The 16,807-nt window shown below is 72.2% G+C and carries 13 protein-coding genes; 8 read left to right on the forward strand and 5 right to left on the reverse strand.

Annotated elements, in window-relative coordinates:
* The first annotated feature begins 114 nt into the window (after window positions 1-114).
* Complete coding sequence (gene thiD, locus ACLQ26_RS03590) at window positions 115-900, forward strand: bifunctional hydroxymethylpyrimidine kinase/phosphomethylpyrimidine kinase (RefSeq protein ID WP_425743055.1); 786 nt, start codon at window positions 115-117, stop codon at window positions 898-900.
* A gap of 17 nt (window positions 901-917) precedes the next feature.
* The gene (gene thiC, locus ACLQ26_RS03595; RefSeq protein ID WP_425743056.1) at window positions 918-2,510 is read left to right on the forward strand and encodes a phosphomethylpyrimidine synthase ThiC; all 1,593 of its coding nucleotides are present in this window, start codon (window positions 918-920) and stop codon (window positions 2,508-2,510) included.
* A gap of 103 nt (window positions 2,511-2,613) precedes the next feature.
* On the opposite strand, the gene ACLQ26_RS03600 is transcribed toward thiC, so the two are convergent.
* The 4 genes from ACLQ26_RS03600 to ACLQ26_RS03615 all read right to left on the reverse strand — a co-directional run bounded on the left by ACLQ26_RS03600 (window position 2,614) and on the right by ACLQ26_RS03615 (window position 8,022).
* The gene (locus ACLQ26_RS03600) at window positions 2,614-5,901 is read right to left on the reverse strand and encodes a hypothetical protein (RefSeq protein ID WP_425743057.1); all 3,288 of its coding nucleotides are present in this window, start codon (window positions 5,899-5,901) and stop codon (window positions 2,614-2,616) included.
* 77 nt (window positions 5,902-5,978) lie between these two features.
* On the reverse strand, window positions 5,979-6,287 hold the full coding sequence (locus tag ACLQ26_RS03605) for a cupin (protein WP_266246239.1): 309 nt from the start codon (window positions 6,285-6,287) through the stop codon (window positions 5,979-5,981).
* Window positions 6,284-7,234 carry an LLM class F420-dependent oxidoreductase gene (locus ACLQ26_RS03610; protein WP_425743143.1) on the reverse strand — a complete coding sequence of 317 codons (951 nt, stop codon included), beginning with the start codon at window positions 7,232-7,234 and terminating at the stop codon, window positions 6,284-6,286. Before ACLQ26_RS03610 ends, ACLQ26_RS03605 begins: the two co-directional genes overlap by 4 nt.
* A 2-nt stretch (window positions 7,235-7,236) precedes the next feature.
* Entirely contained in the window at window positions 7,237-8,022 is a 786-nt protein-coding gene (locus ACLQ26_RS03615; RefSeq protein ID WP_425743058.1) for an ABC transporter ATP-binding protein, read from the reverse strand.
* 271 nt (window positions 8,023-8,293) lie between these two features.
* On the opposite strand from ACLQ26_RS03615, the gene ACLQ26_RS03620 reads away from it, so the two are divergent.
* On the forward strand, window positions 8,294-9,325 hold the full coding sequence (locus ACLQ26_RS03620) for an ABC transporter substrate-binding protein (RefSeq protein WP_425743059.1): 1,032 nt from the start codon (window positions 8,294-8,296) through the stop codon (window positions 9,323-9,325).
* Window positions 9,326-9,425: 100 nt separating this feature from the next.
* Window positions 9,426-10,286 carry an ABC transporter permease gene (locus ACLQ26_RS03625; RefSeq protein WP_425743060.1) on the forward strand — a complete coding sequence of 287 codons (861 nt, stop codon included), beginning with the start codon at window positions 9,426-9,428 and terminating at the stop codon, window positions 10,284-10,286.
* Window positions 10,287-10,476: 190 nt separating this feature from the next.
* Here the strand turns inward: ACLQ26_RS03625 and ACLQ26_RS03630 are convergent, their stop codons facing one another.
* Entirely contained in the window at window positions 10,477-11,658 is a 1,182-nt protein-coding gene (locus ACLQ26_RS03630; protein WP_425743061.1) for an ABC transporter substrate-binding protein, read from the reverse strand.
* Window positions 11,659-12,104: 446 nt separating this feature from the next.
* Between ACLQ26_RS03630 and ACLQ26_RS03635 the strand changes: the two genes are divergently transcribed.
* The 4 genes from ACLQ26_RS03635 (at window position 12,105) to ACLQ26_RS03650 (ending at window position 16,783) form a co-directional block, all read left to right on the forward strand.
* The gene (locus tag ACLQ26_RS03635; RefSeq protein WP_425743062.1) at window positions 12,105-15,320 is read left to right on the forward strand and encodes a sensor histidine kinase; all 3,216 of its coding nucleotides are present in this window, start codon (window positions 12,105-12,107) and stop codon (window positions 15,318-15,320) included.
* Window positions 15,317-15,724: a roadblock/LC7 domain-containing protein gene (locus ACLQ26_RS03640; RefSeq protein WP_007465177.1), complete on the forward strand. Its 408-nt coding sequence runs from the start codon at window positions 15,317-15,319 to the stop codon at window positions 15,722-15,724. Before ACLQ26_RS03635 ends, ACLQ26_RS03640 begins: the two co-directional genes overlap by 4 nt.
* 89 nt (window positions 15,725-15,813) lie before the next feature.
* Window positions 15,814-16,179: a DUF742 domain-containing protein gene (locus ACLQ26_RS03645; RefSeq protein ID WP_007465174.1), complete on the forward strand. Its 366-nt coding sequence runs from the start codon at window positions 15,814-15,816 to the stop codon at window positions 16,177-16,179.
* Complete coding sequence (locus ACLQ26_RS03650; protein ID WP_363680409.1) at window positions 16,160-16,783, forward strand: GTP-binding protein; 624 nt, start codon at window positions 16,160-16,162, stop codon at window positions 16,781-16,783. The genes ACLQ26_RS03645 and ACLQ26_RS03650 overlap by 20 nt, the downstream gene beginning before the upstream one ends.
* The last annotated feature ends 24 nt before the right edge of the window (window positions 16,784-16,807 follow it).

Genomic DNA, 16,807 nt, shown 5'->3' on the forward strand with positions numbered 1-16,807 from the left:
CCGGCGGCCTCCCCGCCGGGGCGGCGCGCCCCCGCGCCCCCCCCGGGCCCACCCCCCCCCCCCCGGCGGGGGCCCGGCCGGGCCGCAGCCCCCAACCGCAACCAAAGAGGCGACATGACCCCGCGCACAGTCCTCACCATCGCCGGCTCCGACTCCGGCGGCGGCGCTGGCATCCAGGCCGACCTGAAGGTCTTCGCGGCGCTCGGGGCGTACGGCACCAGCGTCCTCACGGCGGTCACCGCCCAGAACACCCGGGGCGTCGACGCCGTCCTGCCGCTGCCGCCGCGCACGGTCACCGAGCAGTTGGACAGCGTCCTCGCCGACTTCACTGTGGGCGCCGTCAAGACGGGAATGCTCGGCACGCCCGCCGTCGCCGACGCGGTGGCCCAGGCCGCCCGGGACGGCCGGCTGCCCCAACTCGTCGTCGATCCGGTACTTGTCGCCACGAGCGGCCACCGGCTCGGCGTGGTGGGCGCGGTGGAGCGGCTGCTTCCGTACGCCCGGGTGGCGACGCCGAACTGCGCGGAGGCCGCGGCCATCACCGGACGCGGAGTGGACGACGTGGCCGGGATGGTCGTCGCCGCGGAGGCCCTCGCCGCCGGCGGCCCGGAGCACGTGGTGGTCACCGGCGGTGACCTCGGTGGGGACGAAGCGGTCGACGTGCTGCACGGGGGCGGCGTCACGACCCTGCTGCGCGGGCCACGGGTGGACACCCGGCACACCCACGGCACCGGGTGCTCGTTCTCGGCGGCGATCGCCGTGCGGCTCGCGCTGGGTGATCCGGTGCCGGCGGCGGTCGCGGCCGCCAAGGAGTACGTGCTCGGCGCGCTGTCCGGCGCGCGGGGTTGGGAGCTGGGCGCGGGGCGCGGGCCGCTGGATCACTTCGGCTGGTCCGCCTGATCACCAGGGAGGTTGTCATGCAGGCACGAGGCAAGGTGTACGTCGAGGGGTCACGGCCGGATGTGCGGGTGCCGTTCGCCGAGGTGGCGCTGACCGGCGACCATCCGCCGGTGCGGCTCTACGACACGTCCGGCCCGGGATCGGATCCCTCGGTGGGGTTACCCGCGCTTCGCGGTCCGTGGATCGCCGAACGGGGTGACGTGGCGCCGGTGCGGGGCGCGGGTACGCCGCTCGCCGGTGTGGACGGACGTCGTCCGACGCAGCTCGCGTACGCGCGGGCCGGCGTGGTGACGCCGGAGATGGAGTTCGTGGCGATCCGGGAGAACGTCGACCCGGAACTGGTCCGGGCCGAGATCGCCGCCGGTCGGGCGGTGCTGCCGCTCAACGTCAACCACCCGGAGTGCGAGCCGGCGATCATCGGCAAGGCGTTCCTGGTCAAGGTGAACGCCAACATCGGCACGTCGGCGGTCAGCTCGTCGGTCGCCGAGGAGGTGGAGAAGCTCACCTGGGCCACCCGCTGGGGCGCGGACACCGTGATGGACCTGTCCACCGGCAAGCGGATCCACGAGACCCGCGAGGCGATCGTGCGGAACTCGCCGGTCCCGATCGGGACGGTGCCCATCTACCAGGCCCTGGAGAAGGTCGGCGGCGACCCGGTGAAGCTGAGCTGGGAGGTCTTCCGGGAGACCGTGATCGAGCAGGCCGAGCAGGGCGTCGACTACATGACTGTGCACGCAGGGGTGCTGCTGCCGTACGTGCCGCTGGCCGTGGACCGGGTCACCGGCATCGTCTCCCGGGGTGGCTCGATCATGGCGGCGTGGTGCCTGGCGCACCACGAGGAGAACTTCCTCTACACCAACTTCGCCGAGCTGTGTGCGCTGCTCGCGCGCTACGACGTGACGTTCTCGCTCGGCGACGGGCTGCGCCCCGGCTCGATCGCCGACGCCAACGACGAGGCGCAGTTCGCCGAGCTGCGCACCCTCGGCGAGCTGACCACTGTCGCCTGGGAGCACGACGTGCAGGTGATGATCGAGGGCCCCGGCCACGTGCCCATGCACAAGATCAAGGAGAACGTGGACCTCCAGCAGGAGTGGTGCCACGAGGCGCCGTTCTACACGCTCGGTCCGCTGACCACCGACATCGCGCCCGCGTACGACCACATCACCTCGGCGATCGGCGCCGCGATGATCGGCATGTTCGGCACCGCGATGCTCTGCTACGTCACCCCGAAGGAGCACCTCGGCCTGCCGGACCGCGACGACGTGAAGGCGGGCGTGATCGCGTACAAGATCGCGGCGCACGCGGCGGACCTGGCCAAGGGCCACCCCGGCGCGCAGGAGTGGGACGACGCGCTGTCGAAGGCGCGGTTCGAGTTCCGCTGGGAGGACCAGTTCAACCTCTCGCTGGACCCGGAGACCGCGCGCTCGTACCACGACGCGACGCTGCCCGCCGAGCCGGCGAAGACGGCGCACTTCTGCTCGATGTGCGGCCCGAAGTTCTGCTCCATGAAGATCACCCAAGAGCTCAAGGAGTACGCGGCCCGCGGCATGAAGGACAAGTCGGAGGAGTTCGTCTCCGGCGGCGGGAAGGTCTATCTGCCGCTCGCCTGACCTGGTGCAGCGTGATCGACTCGGGTTCACGGAAGTCGGGGTGTCCGGGAGCGGTGGACAGCCCGGATTCCAGGAACCCGAGTCGATCAGGCCGGTCGGGTGATCAGTCGCGGTGGTGACGGCCTGTGGAGCGCAGCGAGCGACGGCCGTTCTCCTGCTCCGGCTCGTTGTCCGCGATCGGCTTGCCGAGCCCGGCGACCCAGTCGACGAACTCCTCGTCCTGCGTGGGCAGCGGCTCCGCCTCATCCGCTGCGGGCCGCTTCTCCTCGTCTGCCCGAGCCCGGTTACGCCGGAACAGGCCACCGAGCCGTCCCCGCCGGGAGGACTGCTCCGCGTCGTCCGTGGACGCCGGCGCGGCCCGCCCAGCGGCACTGTCCGGCCCGTCACTGTCGGCGGCGTCGGACGCGCCCCTGTCGGCGGTGCCGGGTGCGCCCCTGTCGGTGGTGTCGGATGCGCCCCTGTCGGTGGTGCCGGACGCGCCCCTGTCGGTGGTGCCGGACGCACCCCTGTCGGCGGTGCCGGATGCGCCGCCCTGCTCAGGTATGCCCGGACCAGCCGACGCCGGCAGGACAGATCCCACCACGGCGGACGCGCCGGTAGCCTCGCCGACCCGACCGCCCCGGTCGACGCCCCGATCCGTCGTGCCGCTGCCCTGGTCGGTCGTGCCGTTGTCTCGGTCGGTCGTGCTTGAGGCGCGGTCTCTCGACCGGCCCCGGCCGAGCTTGGCGCCGGTCGGGCTGCTCTGATCCGGCATGCTGCCAACCTGGTCGGTCGGCCCGCCCCGGTCCGCGCCGCTGACGGTCGGACCTGTCGGCCCGCTCTGGTCCGTCGTGCTGGTGCTCTGGTCTGGCGTGCTGGTGGTCCGATCCGGTGCGGCACGCCGACTGGTGTTGAAGGCGTCCCAGGTGCTGGCGCGGCTCAGGTCCGGCAGCGGCGCCCGGTGCCGGAAGCGGGGCGTCCAGTCCGACTCCTCCGCGACGACGGGAGCATCCGAAGCGGACGGTTCGGGTTCGGTAGTTCCCGTCGCCGGTGCGGTGGTCCACGTCGAGGTGACCGGCCAGGCCGGTGCCGCTGGAGTCCACCTGTCGGTCGCCGGGCCGTCGGCAGTCGCCTCGCGGAACAGCTCGCCCCCGGTTGCGGCCGGCTCGGCGCGGCCCGTCCCGGACGCGTCGAGGGGTGCGGGATCAGCAGCCGGGACGGTGGTGCCCTCCGGCTCTGCCTCCGGCTCGCTGCTGGCGGCCTCGCCGCGCGGGCTCGTCTCGCCGCTGCCGATGGCCTGCTCCTGCGGATCTTTCCCGCTGGTCTGCTTCTGGCCGGGCTCGGTGCCCTGGCCGGGCAGTGAAGCGCCCTGGTCGACGGGTCCTGCGAAGTCAGCGCCGGTGACGTCGGTGGCCGTGCCGGACCCGGCCGGCCGCCTGGTGCGCCCACCTGTCGATGCGGAGGCTGCTGCTGTGGGGTCGGCGGTCGGTCCGGCTGTTGGCGCACCGTCAGCGGTGGCCCCAGCCGGAGCGTGGGCACCGCCGTCGGCGAGGTTCGGTTCCGAGCCGACGGGAGTGGGAAGGCCCGCGCCGATCGCGGTCGCGTGCGGTCCCGGCGTATTCGGCTCGACCGGCGTGGACTTCGATTTGCGCGTACGGCGTGGCTTGGGTGCTGGTGCGTCGACCGTGCCGTCACCCGCGCCGCTCGTGCTCGACGTGGCCGCGCCGCTCGTGCTCGGTGTGCCTGCGCTGCCCGCGCTTGGCGCGCTCGACGTGCCCACGCTCGGCGTACCTGCGTTGCTCGCGCTCGGCGTGCCCGCCCCGAACGCGGCGGACGTGCCCTTGCTGCTCGCGACGGACGTGCCTGCGCTGCTCGCGCTCGGCGTGCCCGCGCTGCTCGCGCTCGACGTGTCCGGGACCGTCTCGGGGGTGACCTGGGCCGCCGGGTCGCTTGTCGTCGTGTCGTCGCTGCCCGGCTCGTCGCCACCGGCCGTGGTCGTCGTCGTGCTGCCGGTCGGGTCGTCGGCCTCCGCGACGGGTGTCGGGTCGGCGGCGCCGATGGTGTCCCCGTCCCGGCTCGACGGGGCCGACTGTCGCCCGGCGGTGAACTCGCCGGTCGGATCGGTCAGCCAGGAGGCGGGGGCCGGCGGGTTGGCCGCGCGGTCGTGCTGGCCGCTCGGGAGGAGCGCGTCCTGGGTCGGAGCGACAGTCGTCAGCAAGTCCGGAGTGGTGTCGGTGCGCTGGCGGCGGCCGGCCGGACGGGAAGCCTCGCGCGGGCGCGTCGCGTCGGCGGGGACCGGGCCGTGCTGGCCGCTCGCCGTGGTCGCCGGCCAGTCCCAGTGGGCGGGGACGGTGCGTACGGTGGCGGTGTCGTCGGCGGCGCGCAGGCCCGGACCGGTCTTCGCCAGTTGCCCGGCGGTGAGGGTCGCGTCGGTGGTGGACTCGGTGTCGCGGTGGTCGTCGCCCGTCGACGGTGCCGGTTCGGCACCCGGCAGCGGCGGACCGGCCGGCAGCGGGCGCAGGATGTCGCTCGGCTCGATCGCCTGGGAATCGGCGCCGCGCGCGCCGACGGGCCAGCGCAGCAGGGCGGCGGCAGCGGCGCCGAGGGCGCCGGCGAGGACTGCGATCAGCGCGCCGTAGTAGGGGGTGGTCTGGTAGCGGTCCACCGCGTCGCCGGGGCCGGCGGTCAGGTAGGCGAATGCCAGCAGCACCGGACCGGCCACCCCGGTCGCCCCGCTGACCAGCGGGACCTGGCCGCGCCAGCGGGCCAGCCCGGCGGTAGCCGCGCCCGCGAGCAGCGCCACCATGGGCAGCAGGAGCAGCGCCAGGCGCTGGGCGGCGGCGTCGTCCAGCCAGTTCGGTTCGAGTACGCCGAGTCGGACGGTGGGCAGCGGGCCGGCGGTGCCGAGCGACGGCAGGACGGAGATCAACGCCAGCAGCCAGACCGCCCCGGCCACGGCGGCCATGTTCCAGCCCAGTTCCGGTCGGAACAGCACGGCGATGGCCGCGCCCGCTCCGATGACCGCCCCGAGGATGGCGCAGATGCCGACCGCCCAGACCGGGTCCACCGAGATCAACTCGGCGGCGCGGGCGGGCTGCATGCAGAGTGGGGCCACGGCGGTGGCGCCGAGCGCTGCCGCGCCGCCGATGGCGAGTTGCCGGCCGGTGCTGGCCGGCGGGGTGTCCCGGCGGGCCAGGCGCCCGGTCAGGACGGCGCCGGCGACGGCGGCGTTCGCGGCGAACCAGCCCACCCAGACGAGCTGGGCCGGCCACTGGTTGACTGTCGTGCCGGTGAAGGCGCCGGTGAGTCGGACGATGCCGAAGCCGTACGCGACGCCGAGCTGGCCGGCTCCGGCCAGCACGCTCACCCCGAGCGCCGTGAGCAGTAGTCTGCCCCAGGTCCGAAAGGCCATGTCCGGCACGTTACGCACCTGGTACACCCGATCGCCACCGGCGCGCCGCGCGGCGCGGCGGCCGGCCCCCGGCGCGTCTACTTGAGTTCGACCAGCCGGGCCAGGTATGTCGTGTCCCCGACATTGGTGAGCATGTGTACGGCACCGGGATCCCGGTAGACGACTCCACCTGTTGGCTCGTCGGCGTCGATCCGGGTGCCGTCGATGGTCTGTACGACGTTCTTCGCGCCCTGGATCGCCACCACCAGGTAAGGGTGGTCGTGCCGGTGCAGGGGCTGCCGCTCGCCCGGTTCGAGCCGGATGTGCCAGACCCGGACCCGGTCGTTCTCGTACACGATCTCCTGGCCCACCGGCCCGAGCTCGGTGCCGTCGATCACGTCGGTCATCGTCCAGCCTCCAGTTGGGGGAGCACCTCTGCGGCGATCAGTTCGAGGTGGTCGAGGTCGTCGAGGTCGGTCATGCGCAGGTGCACCCGGGTGGCGCCGATCTCGGCGAACTCGCCGATCCGCTGCACGAGCTGCGCGGGCGAACCGACCACCGGGTCCTCCGGTGGCAGAGCGCTCTTCTCGTGCAGGGGCGCGGCCCGGAGCTGCGCCTCGGCGTCGGTACGGCCGATGGCCACCACGATCCCGGCGGAGAGGACAAGCGGCGCCCGCCCGGCCTCCGTCCGACCCACGCGGTCGCACGCCTCCCGCACCCGGTCGTACGCCGCGGCGGTCTCGGCCACGGACTTGAACGGCATGTTGAACTCGTCGGCGTAGCGCGCGGCCAGTTCGGGGGTCCGCTTGGGACCGCGCCCGCCCACGATGATCGGCGGTCCGGGCACCTGCGCCGGCTTGGGTAGCGCGGGCGCGTCCACCAGTCGGTAGTGGTCACCGGTGAAGCTGTACGTCTCGCCCACCGGGGTGGCCCACAGCCCGGTGATCACCTCAAGCTGCTCGGCCAGTCGGTCGAAGCGCTCGCCGACGGCCGGGAACGGGATGCCGTACGAGGTGTGCTCACGCTCGTACCAGCCGGCGCCGATGCCGAGGTCGACCCGGCCGCCGCTCATCTGGTCGACCTGCGCGACAAGCACGGCGAGCGGGCCGGGCAGTCGGAAGGTCGCCGACGTGACCAGGGTGCCGAGCCGGATCCGTTGGGTCTCGCGGGCCAGCGCGGCGAGCGTCAGCCAGGCGTCCGTGGGCCCGGGAAGGCCCGGGTCGGCGCCCATCGACTGGTAGTGGTCGGCGCGGAGGAAGCCCTCGTAGCCGCCGGCCTCGACCAGCCGGGCGAACCGGAGCTGGGTGTCGTAGTCGGCACCCCGGTGCGGCTCGGTGAAGACCGACACCCGCATGGTCATCGTCCCTCCATGCCGGCCGCGGCCGGCTGGTCGCGTTCCATCAACAGCTCGTGCAGGTCGGCGCTGACCCGGGCGACGTCGGCGAGGTGCGCGTTGCGGCCCAGGGTGCGGGGTCGGGGGATGGCCACCTCGACCACCTTGCGGATCCGCCCGGGGCGGGGGCTCAGCACGACCACCCGGTCGGCGAGCAGCACCGCCTCGTCGATCGAGTGGGTGACGAAGACGATCGTCGGCTTGTTCTCCATGTGCACGCGCTGCAGTTCGCCGGAGAGTTCCTCGCGGGTGAGCGCGTCGAGCGCGGAGAACGGCTCGTCCATCAGCATCACCCGGGGTTCGCCGATGAGCGACCGGCACAGCGACACCCGCTGCTGCATGCCACCGGAGAGTTCGTGCGGCAGCCGCTTCTCGAACCCGGCCAGCCCGGCCACGTCGAGCAGTTGCCGGGCTCGCTCGCGGTGCTTGGCGCGGCTCCAGCCGAAGATCTCCACCGGCAGCAGCACGTTGTCGAGCACGCTGCGCCACGGCAGCAGCGCAGGCTTCTGGAACAGCATGGCGATGTCGCGGCGGGGCCGGGTGATCGGCGTACCGGCCACGGTGATCTCGCCCGAGGTCAGCGGGAGCAGCCCGGCGATCAACCGGAGCAGGGTCGACTTGCCGCAACCGGAGCGCCCGAGCACGGCGACGAACTCGCCCTCGGCGACGTCGAGGTCGATGCCGCGAAGGGCCTCGACCTGGCCGGATCGGCCCTCGAAGGTACGCGACACCCCGGACAGTCGGATCATCTGCGGCGTACCTCCGCTGAGTGGACGGTCAGGAATCCGACAAAGGCTAGCTGCACCGTTGACAACTCGCACCGTCCGGGGTGGTCGTCAGGTTGTTTCCGTTCCGCAACCCGATACGCCTGGCGTCGCAACTGTGGGTTTCTCGTACGCTGTGCCCGCGAAGAGTCCCCTCACGATGGCGGTGCCCGGCTTCAACCCCTCCCGCCGGTCCCGTCGCGACAACCCCCTCCGGTGGCCTGCGGCCCCGGTCGGAAAGGACATGGTGCTACTGATGAGAAGGCTGACCCGTACGGTCGCTACGGCCGCGCTGGCCACTGCCCTCGCCCTCGTCTCCGCCTGCAGCAGCGGGTCGGACTCGGCCGACGATGCCAAGGGCGGCGACGGCAAGAAGATGGAGAAGGTGACCTACCTCACCTCCTTCGGTAACTTCGGCCGTGACTCCTACGCCTGGGTGGCGAAGGACAAGGGCTTCTTCAAGGAGGCCGGCTTCGACGTCGACATCAAGGCCGGTCAGGGCACCGGTGGTGTGATCCAGACCGTCGTCGGTGGGCAGGCGGACTTCGGCCCGATCGACCTCACCGGTGGTCTGCTCCAGCTCGGCAACGGCCAGGCCAAGGACTTCACGGCCGTGGCCGCGATCCAGCAGCGCACGATGGCCGGCATCGCCACGGTCGAGGGCAAGAACATCAACTCGCCCAAGGACCTGGAGGGCAAGAAGCTCGCCGACACCCCCGGCTCCGTGGTCCGCAACCTGTTCCCGACGTACGCCCGGCTCGCCGGCGTGGACGCCAGCAAGGTGACCTGGGTCAACGGTGAGGCGCAGGCGCTGATCGGCACCCTGGCCAGCGGGTCGGTGGACGGCATCGGCCAGTTCGTCGTCGGCCAGCCGACCATCGAGGCGGTGGCCAAGAAGAAGGCCGTCATGCTGCCGTACAGCAACGTGATGCAGGACCTCTACGGCAACGTGCTGATCACCTCCTCGAAGACCGCCAAGGAGAAGCCCGAGATGGTGAAGCGGTTCACCGCTGCGCTGCTCAAGGGCCTGGAGTACAGCCTGGCTAACTCCAAGGAGGCCGGCGAGATCCTGAAGAAGAACGTCGACGCCGCCAACCCGGTGGCCGCCGCCGCCGAGCTGGACCTGATGGCCGCGTACGTGCGTTCCGGCAACTCCGGCACCGCCATCGGCACGCTTGACAGCGGCCGGGTCGCGAAGAGCATCGCGATCCTGCAGGGCGCGGGCGCGCTCAAGCAGAACATCACCCCCGAGCAGATCATCGACTTCAGCCTCGCGCCGAAGGCCTGATCGTCCGGTCGTCACCAGGGGGTACGTCCCGCCGGATCCGGTGGGACGTACCCCCGTCGCTCGTCGGCCCCCGCGGCCGGCGAATCACGAGGAGGACAAGATGACCGACGTCCGCTCAGCCGAGCCGGCGGTGACGGCGCCCCCACCCCCGGGCGCCGGCCGGGAGGCGCGTCGGGCGGGTCGGGGCGCCGGCCTGCGCGCGGGGGCCGGGGCAGCGCTGCTGCCCGCGGCCGGCCTCGTGGTGGCCCTGGCCGCCTGGTGGCTGATCGCCCGGCTGGAGCTGGTCCACCCGGCCGCCCTGCCGCCGCCGGGTGACGTGCTCACCGCGTTCGTCGACAAGCCCGCCCAGATGCTGGAGCACACCTGGGCCACCCTGCTGGAGATCCTGGTCGGCTTCGTCCTGTCAGTCGCCGCCGGCGTCGTGATCGGACTGTCTCTGGCGAGCTCCCACACGGTCGAGCGGATGTTCACCCCGCTGCTGGTCGCGGTGAACGCCGTGCCGAAGATCACCCTGGGCCCGCTGCTGGTGGTGGCGCTGGGCTGGGGTCAGAAGCCGATCCTGACGATGGTGTTCCTGCTCTGCTTCTTCCCCATCGTGCTGTCCACCGCGACCGGGTTGACCACCACGCCGGCCGACCTGGCCGAGCTGGTCCGATCGTGGAACGCCTCCCGTTGGCAGGCGTTCCGCAAGGTGCGCTTCCCGGCGGCGTTGCCGCAGATCTTCGTCGGCCTCAAGGTGGCCATGCCGCTGGCGGCCATCGGCGCGGTGATCGGTGAGTTCCAGGCCGGGGAGAGCGGCCTGGGTTACGTGATCACCCAGTACGCGGGCGTCGGCGACACCGCCACGGCCTGGGCGGCGATCATGCTGGTGGCGCTTGTGAGCATCCTGCTCTACTCCGCGCTCGTGCTCGTCGAGCGGATCGCCCTGCCCTGGGTGCGCGAAACCACAAGCAGCCGCTGACCCCGTCCGGCAGAGCAAAGCGAACAAAGGCAACGCAGAAGGGCCGGCCCCCACGAAGGAGGCCGGCCCTTCCAGTGACGGTGACACGGAAGGGCTGTGGCCTACCGTGCCCGGCGGAGGGATCAAGCCTGACCGCCCGGAGCCGGGCACGGTAGGCCACAGCCCCAACCTGAAGCTCGACGAAAGCCGGCTACCCCGCCAACCGCCAACGACCGTTGCGGGCGACGAGCGTGGTGAGCGCCTGTGGCATGAGGCCGGAGTGGTTGTCGGGCGTCATGCGGATCGGGCCGGAGAGGCCGTCGATCTGGGACGTCTCCAGCACGTCGCGGATGCCGTCCCGGTCGACCTTCCCGGCCGGCCCGCCGGCGCGCAGTTCGGCGTCGGCGATGAGCTGGATGGCGTCGGCGGCGAAGGACGAGGATCCGTTGTAGCCGCCGAAGCGCGCGGTGTAGTCCTGGAACCACTGCCGCCGGGCCGCCTTCGCCGGCGTGGTGGCGATCACGTCATCGATCACCATGGTCTGGGTGAAGACCATCGTGGCCTTTTCGGTGGCCCGGGCGGCGGCGCCGAGGAAGAGGTCACCGGCCGCTCCCGCGTCGAAGAAGAGCGATCCCCGGAACGCGGCCTGCTGGGCGCTTGTAGCGGCCAGCGCGGCCTGCTCCGGCGGGGTCCAGACGACAAGCGCGTCGAGCTTGAGCTTGGTGAGCTTGCCGACCTGTTGGGCGACCTCGGTGTCGGTGGTCTTCACCGACTCCTCTCCGGCGACCTTGATGTTGGCCTTGGTCAGCTCGCGGCGCAACGCGAGCACACCCTCGCGGCCGTAGTCGTCGTTGCTGGCGAGCAGGCCCACCTTGCGGACGCTCTTACGACGCAGTTCGGTGGTGAGCGCGGCGGCGCTGTCCGCCGCGTTCGGGCCCAGCTTGAACACGTAGCGCCGATCGGCGACCGGGCTCGCGATCGCGCCGGAAGCCGCGAGCGCAATGGTCGGAATCCGCTTGTCGTTGATGACACCGACGGCGCCGACCGCGCATTCGTTACAGCCGCCCATGACGATGGCGCTTACTTGGGAATCGCTGCTGAAGTCGGCGATGTTGCGCAGCGACTCGGCGGCGTCGGAACGGTTGTCCTTGACCCTCAGATCGATCTTCCGGCCGTTCAGTGCTCCGGAGGCGTTCAACTGATCGACCTTGAGTTTCAGGGCCCGCTGGTATGTCTGACCGACCTGGGCCGCGGCCCCGGAGAGTTCGAGATCGGCGGCGATCACGATCGGACTCGTGTCCTGCTCCGCTCCGCCGAACTGGCAGCCGGTGAGCGTGGTGGCCACTACGGCCGATGCGAGCGCCGCGATGGTCGCGGAGCGGATGGGGCTCAACTCAGTCCTCCAGGTGCGGGCGCGGGCGCTGCCCGGTCACCGCCGCTAATCCGTCCTCAGTGGAGGGCGGGATCTCGTCTGCCGTACGGTGTGTGCGCGAAGCCTGCAAAACCTTGCCAATGGCCGGCGCTGTGGTCAAGCGCGGACCCCGGTTGCATTTTCGGGACGGCCATCCCACATGCTGGGGTAACGCAATGTTTGCAAAACCTCACTTTGCACACACGCGTGACCACTCTGGAGTTACATGCCCTGTTCAGGGGCTTGCGGAAATGAAGGTATCAGTTGACCGGATCACGGGCTCCGCGCCGTCCGACCGTTTCCTACCTCACTGCGGCTTCCCAAACTCGATCTTCTCTGATGAAATCGCGGCCGTGCCGCGCGTGGTCCCCTCCGCTAACGGCACGGTTCGGCGGGCCAGGCGGGGAAGAAACGACGGAGGCGATGTCGTGAGCACCGGACCGACGACCCTGCCCGCGCTCGGCGAGAACGCTCGGCCCGCGCGCCGGCACCTGCCGAGACTGCGGGACGCCCGGATCCGGTCCAAGCTGGCGCTGATTCTGGTCGTTCCGGTGGCCGCGGTGATCGCGCTGGCCACCGTCCGACTCATCTCGGTGGGCGAGGGCGCCTACGACGCCACCCGGGCCCGGTCGCTCACCGAGCTGTCCATCGACGTCAGCGCGCTGACCCAGGATCTCCAGGCCGAGCGGATGGCCGCGGCGGCCTACCTGGCCGCTCCCCAGAAGCCCGCCGACGCGTACAACCTGCGGGTGCGCCAGACGCAGCAGCGCGTGGACGAGTACCGCGCCGAGCGGGGCCGGATCGGCGAGGCCCCGGCGGCCCTGCGGGACCGGCTGGAAGCGATCGACGACCACCTGGCCACGCTTGATGGCACCCGCCAGGAGGTGCTGGGCCGCCGGCAGATGGCGGTCGCCGAGTCGGTGCTGCGCTACGGCGTCATCCTCACCGACCTGGTCTCCTACGGCGACGGGCTGGCCCAGTTGCCCGGTGACGAGAGCCTGTCGGACAGCCGTCGCGCGGTCGCCGCGTTCGCCCGCGCCAAGGCGTCCGTCGCCGAGGAGGAGGCGGTCGCCTTCACGGCGCTGAGCGCCGGCCAGCTCGACCCGGAGCAGTTCTCCTCCTTCGTGGCCACGCTTACCAGTCAGCAGGAGGCACTGGTCGCCTTCTCGCTCGCCGCCGACCCCGTGCAGCGGGCCCTCGTCGACAGCACCGTCTCCGGTGACGCTGTCGGCCTCTCCGACCGGGTCGCCACCGACATCACCCGCTCCGTCGGGCAGCGCCCGCTGGTCACCGCGCAGGACGCCACCGCCGCCATCGGCGCGGTGAACGACCTGATGCGCTGGGCCGAGATCCAACTTCAGGACCGGCTGCTCGAACAGGCCGACCAGGCGCGCTCGGACGTCATCAGGCAGGCAGTGGTCGAGTCGATCCTGGTGCTGCTCACCCTGATCATCGCCGTGTCGCTGGCCGTGGTGCTGGCCCGATCGCTGAACCACTCGCTGCGCCGGCTGCGCGAGGGCGCGCTCTCGGTGGCCAACCATGACCTGCCCGACGCCGTGCAGCGACTGCAGAACATGGGCAGCGTGGGTGACGGTGGCGTGGACGAGATCGTCCGTCAGGTCCGGGACCCGATCCAACTGAACAGCCGTGACGAGGTCGGACAGGTGGCGTTGGCCTTCAACGTCGTCCACCGGGAGGCGGTGCGCGTCGCCGCCGAGCAGGCCGCACTGCGCACGAGCGTCTCGGCGATGTTCCTCAACCTGGCCCGCCGCAGTCAGACCCTGGTCGACCGGATGATCGGCGAGCTGGACGCGATCGAGCGCGGCGAGGAGGACCCGAAGCGGTTGGCCCAGCTCTTCGAGCTGGACCACCTGGCCACCCGAATGCGCCGCAACGACGAGAACCTGCTGGTCCTGGCCGGCGCAGACTCCGGTGCACCGCGTCGCGACGACGCGTTGGTCGTGGACGTGCTGCGTGCCGCGCAGTCCGAGGTGGAGCTCTACAACCGGATCGAGTTCGGCACCGTCGACACCGACATCTCGGTGGCCGCGCACGCTGTCAACGACGTGGTACGTCTCGTCGCCGAGCTGCTGGACAACGCCACCCGGTTCTCGCCGCCGAACACGACTGTGGTCGCCGACGGTCGCCGCATCCGCGACTACGTCCTGATCCAGATCGAGGACCGCGGGCTCGGCCTCACCGACGAGCAGCTCGACTCGCTCAACCGCCGGCTCGCCGCCCCGCCGAGCGTGGACGTCGCCGCTTTCCGACTGATGGGTCTGGCCGTGGTGAGCCGGCTCGCCTCCCGCTACGGCATCCGGGTGGAGTTGCGCCGCAACGTGGAGGGCGGCACCGTCGCCCAGGTGACGCTGCCCGCGGCCACCGTGATCCTGCCCAGCAACCGCGGCCGCGAGCAGGTGCTCACCCGTCCGCGCCAGCCGATGGCTGTCGAGCAGACGCCGCTCACCCCGATCGGCCACGCCGAGTCGTACGCGGGCGCCACCACCGCGGCGGCGACGCTGCCCGACCAGTGGCGGACCAACGCCCCGGCGCCCGCGCAGTGGCAGTCTCCGGTCGACGCGCGGGACACCGCCCCGGCCGTGCAGGCCGGCGGCTACACGGGGGCTCGCCCGTCGGCGCCGCCCGCCGCCGCGCCGGCCACTCCGGTCCCGCCCGCCCGTCCGGCGTACAGCAACGGCGCGGGCACCTCGGTGGGCAGCCCGACCGTGGCGTACCCGACGATCGACGCGCTGCCCCGGCGCGGCTCGACGGCCGACACCACCGACGGTCGGAGCGCGCCGGTGCTGCCCGTCGGGCCGGTCGCCGGCCCCGGCGCGGTCGCCCCGCCGGCCCCGTCCGTGACGCCGGCCCCGCCGGTGCAGCCCGCCGCGCCCGTGCGGCCCGCTCCGCCGGCCACGCCACCGACGCCCGCCGCGCCGGTCAGCACCCGGCCGGAGTTCCCCGCCGAGGCGCCGATCTTCCGGGAGATGGAAGCGGTCTGGTTCCGATCGCACGGCGACGACGCCACCGCGATCTTCACCCGGCCGCAGTTCGACACACCGCCCGCGCCCGCCGATGCCGGCCCGCGCGCGGCCAACGGCGGTCAATCGGCCACCGCGTCCGCGCCGGCGACCGCGCCGGCCCGACCGCCACTGCCCACCCGTACCCCGGGCAGTTCCGAGGGCACCGGAGCACAGAGCGTGGGAAGCATGGACGGATTCGGCGGTGCGAACACCGGCGGTCGTGGCGCGTCGACGCCGAAGGCCCCGCCGTCGTACACCCCGCCGCCGGCCGCCCGGCCGGCGCCGGTCGCGGCCCCCGCCCCCGCCCCCGCTGCCACCCCGACCACGCCCCCGCGGGCCACGGACCCGGACGCCTGGCGGACGGCGGCCGACGAAGGCTGGTCGCTGGCCAGCCGGGCCGCGGAGCCGGCCGCCGCCGGCACCACCCGCTCCGGTCTGCCCAAGCGGGTGCCGCAGGCGCAGCTCGTGCCGGGTGGCATCGAACCGAAGGGTGGCCGGGACCGCAGCCGGCGCACCCCCGATGAAGTACGCGGCCTGTTGTCGGCCTACCACCGCGGCGTGCAGCGCGGCCGGACGGCCGGGACGGACCAGAACAGCACCTCGACCAAGGAGAGCCGATGAACAGGCCAGCTGCCATGCAGGACATGGGTTGGCTGCTCACCAACTTCGCCGACAGCGTGGCGGGTATCGCCCACGTGGTGGCGGTGTCCGCCGACGGGCTGCTGCTCGCGTCCTCCCGGGACCTGCCGGGGGACCGGGCGGACCAGCTCGCCGCGATCACCTCCGGCGTGGTGAGCCTGACCGAGGGCGCGGCCCGGATGTTCAGCGCGGGCGGGGTGTTGCAGACCGTCATCGAGATGGACAGCGGTTACCTCTTCCTCATGTCGATCAGCGACGGCTCGTCGATGGCCGTGCTGGCCGCGCGGAGCTGCGACGTGGGCCAGGTGGGCTACGAGATGGCACTCCTGGTGGAGCGGGTCGGTGCCGCGCTGGTGCCGCTGCCGAGGGACGCGGTGCGCTCGTAGCGCCGGAATCCGACGCGCGGACCGCGCGCCGGAACAGGGATGGGAGACGGTGTGGGCCGGCTCCGCTGGGGACGAGGAGGTGATCGGGGATGGACCAACGACGCGCTGACCCGCGCGGGGCTCTGGTGCGCCCGTACGCGGTCACCCGCGGTCGTACCGAACCCCGGCAGGACATCGCCCTCGAGGCGGTCCTCACAGCCTCACCCACCCAGGTTGCCGAGTCCCGTTTCGCGGGGCACGACAAGCACCGCATCGCCACGGTCTGCGAGGGCCGTGCACAGTCGCTGGCGGAGATCGCCGCGTACACCCGGATGCCGCTTGGCGTCGCCCGGGTGCTGGTCGCCGACATGGTGGCCGAGAGCCTGCTGACGTTACACACTGCTGCTCCCGCCGAGGGGTTCGAGGAGCGGATGGAACTGCTTGGAAGGGTGCTAAGTGGACTTCGCAGGCTATGACCCCGCTGGGGGGCGGCCGAGCCGGGGAATCGTCTCCGCGAAGATCGTCGTCGCGGGCGGCTTCGGCGTCGGTAAGACGACCCTCGTCGGCTCGATCTCCGAGATCACGCCGCTGACGACCGAGGCGGTGATGACCGCCGCGGGTGTCGGCATCGACGATCCGTCCAAGGTGCCGGGCAAGGAGACCACCACGGTCGCCATGGACTTCGGCCGGATCACCATGGCCCAGGACCTGATCCTGTACCTGTTCGGTACACCGGGTCAGACCCGCTTCTGGTTCATGTGGGACGAGATCATCCGAGGTGCGGTGGGTGCGGCCGTCCTGGTGGACACCCGCCGGATCACCGACGCGTTCGCCCCGCTGGACTACTTCGAGAACCGCAACCTACCGTACGTGGTGGCGCTGAACCGGTTCGACGGCGCTCCCCAGTACGAGCTGGACGAGGTCCGTGAGGCGCTTGCCATCTCGCCGCAGGTGCCGCTGGTGATGACCGACGCCCGGCACCGGGACTCGGTGAAGCAGGTGCTGGTGACTGTGGTCGAGCACGCCATGCTCCGGCTGCAGGCCGAGCACGGCAGGGGCTTCCCCACGCCGGTCGGCTGAACCGCCGTGTCGCGGTCGGCACAC

The sequence above is a fragment of the Micromonospora sp. DT43 genome, assembly GCF_049841645.1.
Lineage (GTDB): Bacteria > Actinomycetota > Actinomycetes > Mycobacteriales > Micromonosporaceae > Micromonospora.

Excerpts from the sequence above, each read along its gene's own strand:
- ACLQ26_RS03625 (WP_425743060.1), top strand. The coding sequence starts at position 9,426 with ATGACCGACGTCCGCTCAGCCGAGCCGGCGGTGACGGCGCCCCCACCC.
- ACLQ26_RS03600 (WP_425743057.1), bottom strand. The coding sequence starts at position 5,901 with ATGGCCTTTCGGACCTGGGGCAGACTACTGCTCACGGCGCTCGGGGTG.
- ACLQ26_RS03645 (WP_007465174.1), top strand. The coding sequence starts at position 15,814 with ATGGACCAACGACGCGCTGACCCGCGCGGGGCTCTGGTGCGCCCGTAC.
- ACLQ26_RS03640 (WP_007465177.1), top strand. The coding sequence starts at position 15,317 with ATGAACAGGCCAGCTGCCATGCAGGACATGGGTTGGCTGCTCACCAAC.
- ACLQ26_RS03605 (WP_266246239.1), bottom strand. The coding sequence starts at position 6,287 with ATGACCGACGTGATCGACGGCACCGAGCTCGGGCCGGTGGGCCAGGAG.
- ACLQ26_RS03615 (WP_425743058.1), bottom strand. The coding sequence starts at position 8,022 with ATGATCCGACTGTCCGGGGTGTCGCGTACCTTCGAGGGCCGATCCGGC.
- ACLQ26_RS03620 (WP_425743059.1), top strand. The coding sequence starts at position 8,294 with ATGAGAAGGCTGACCCGTACGGTCGCTACGGCCGCGCTGGCCACTGCC.
- ACLQ26_RS03610 (WP_425743143.1), bottom strand. The coding sequence starts at position 7,234 with ATGCGGGTGTCGGTCTTCACCGAGCCGCACCGGGGTGCCGACTACGAC.
- thiD (WP_425743055.1), top strand. The coding sequence starts at position 115 with ATGACCCCGCGCACAGTCCTCACCATCGCCGGCTCCGACTCCGGCGGC.
- thiC (WP_425743056.1), top strand. The coding sequence starts at position 918 with ATGCAGGCACGAGGCAAGGTGTACGTCGAGGGGTCACGGCCGGATGTG.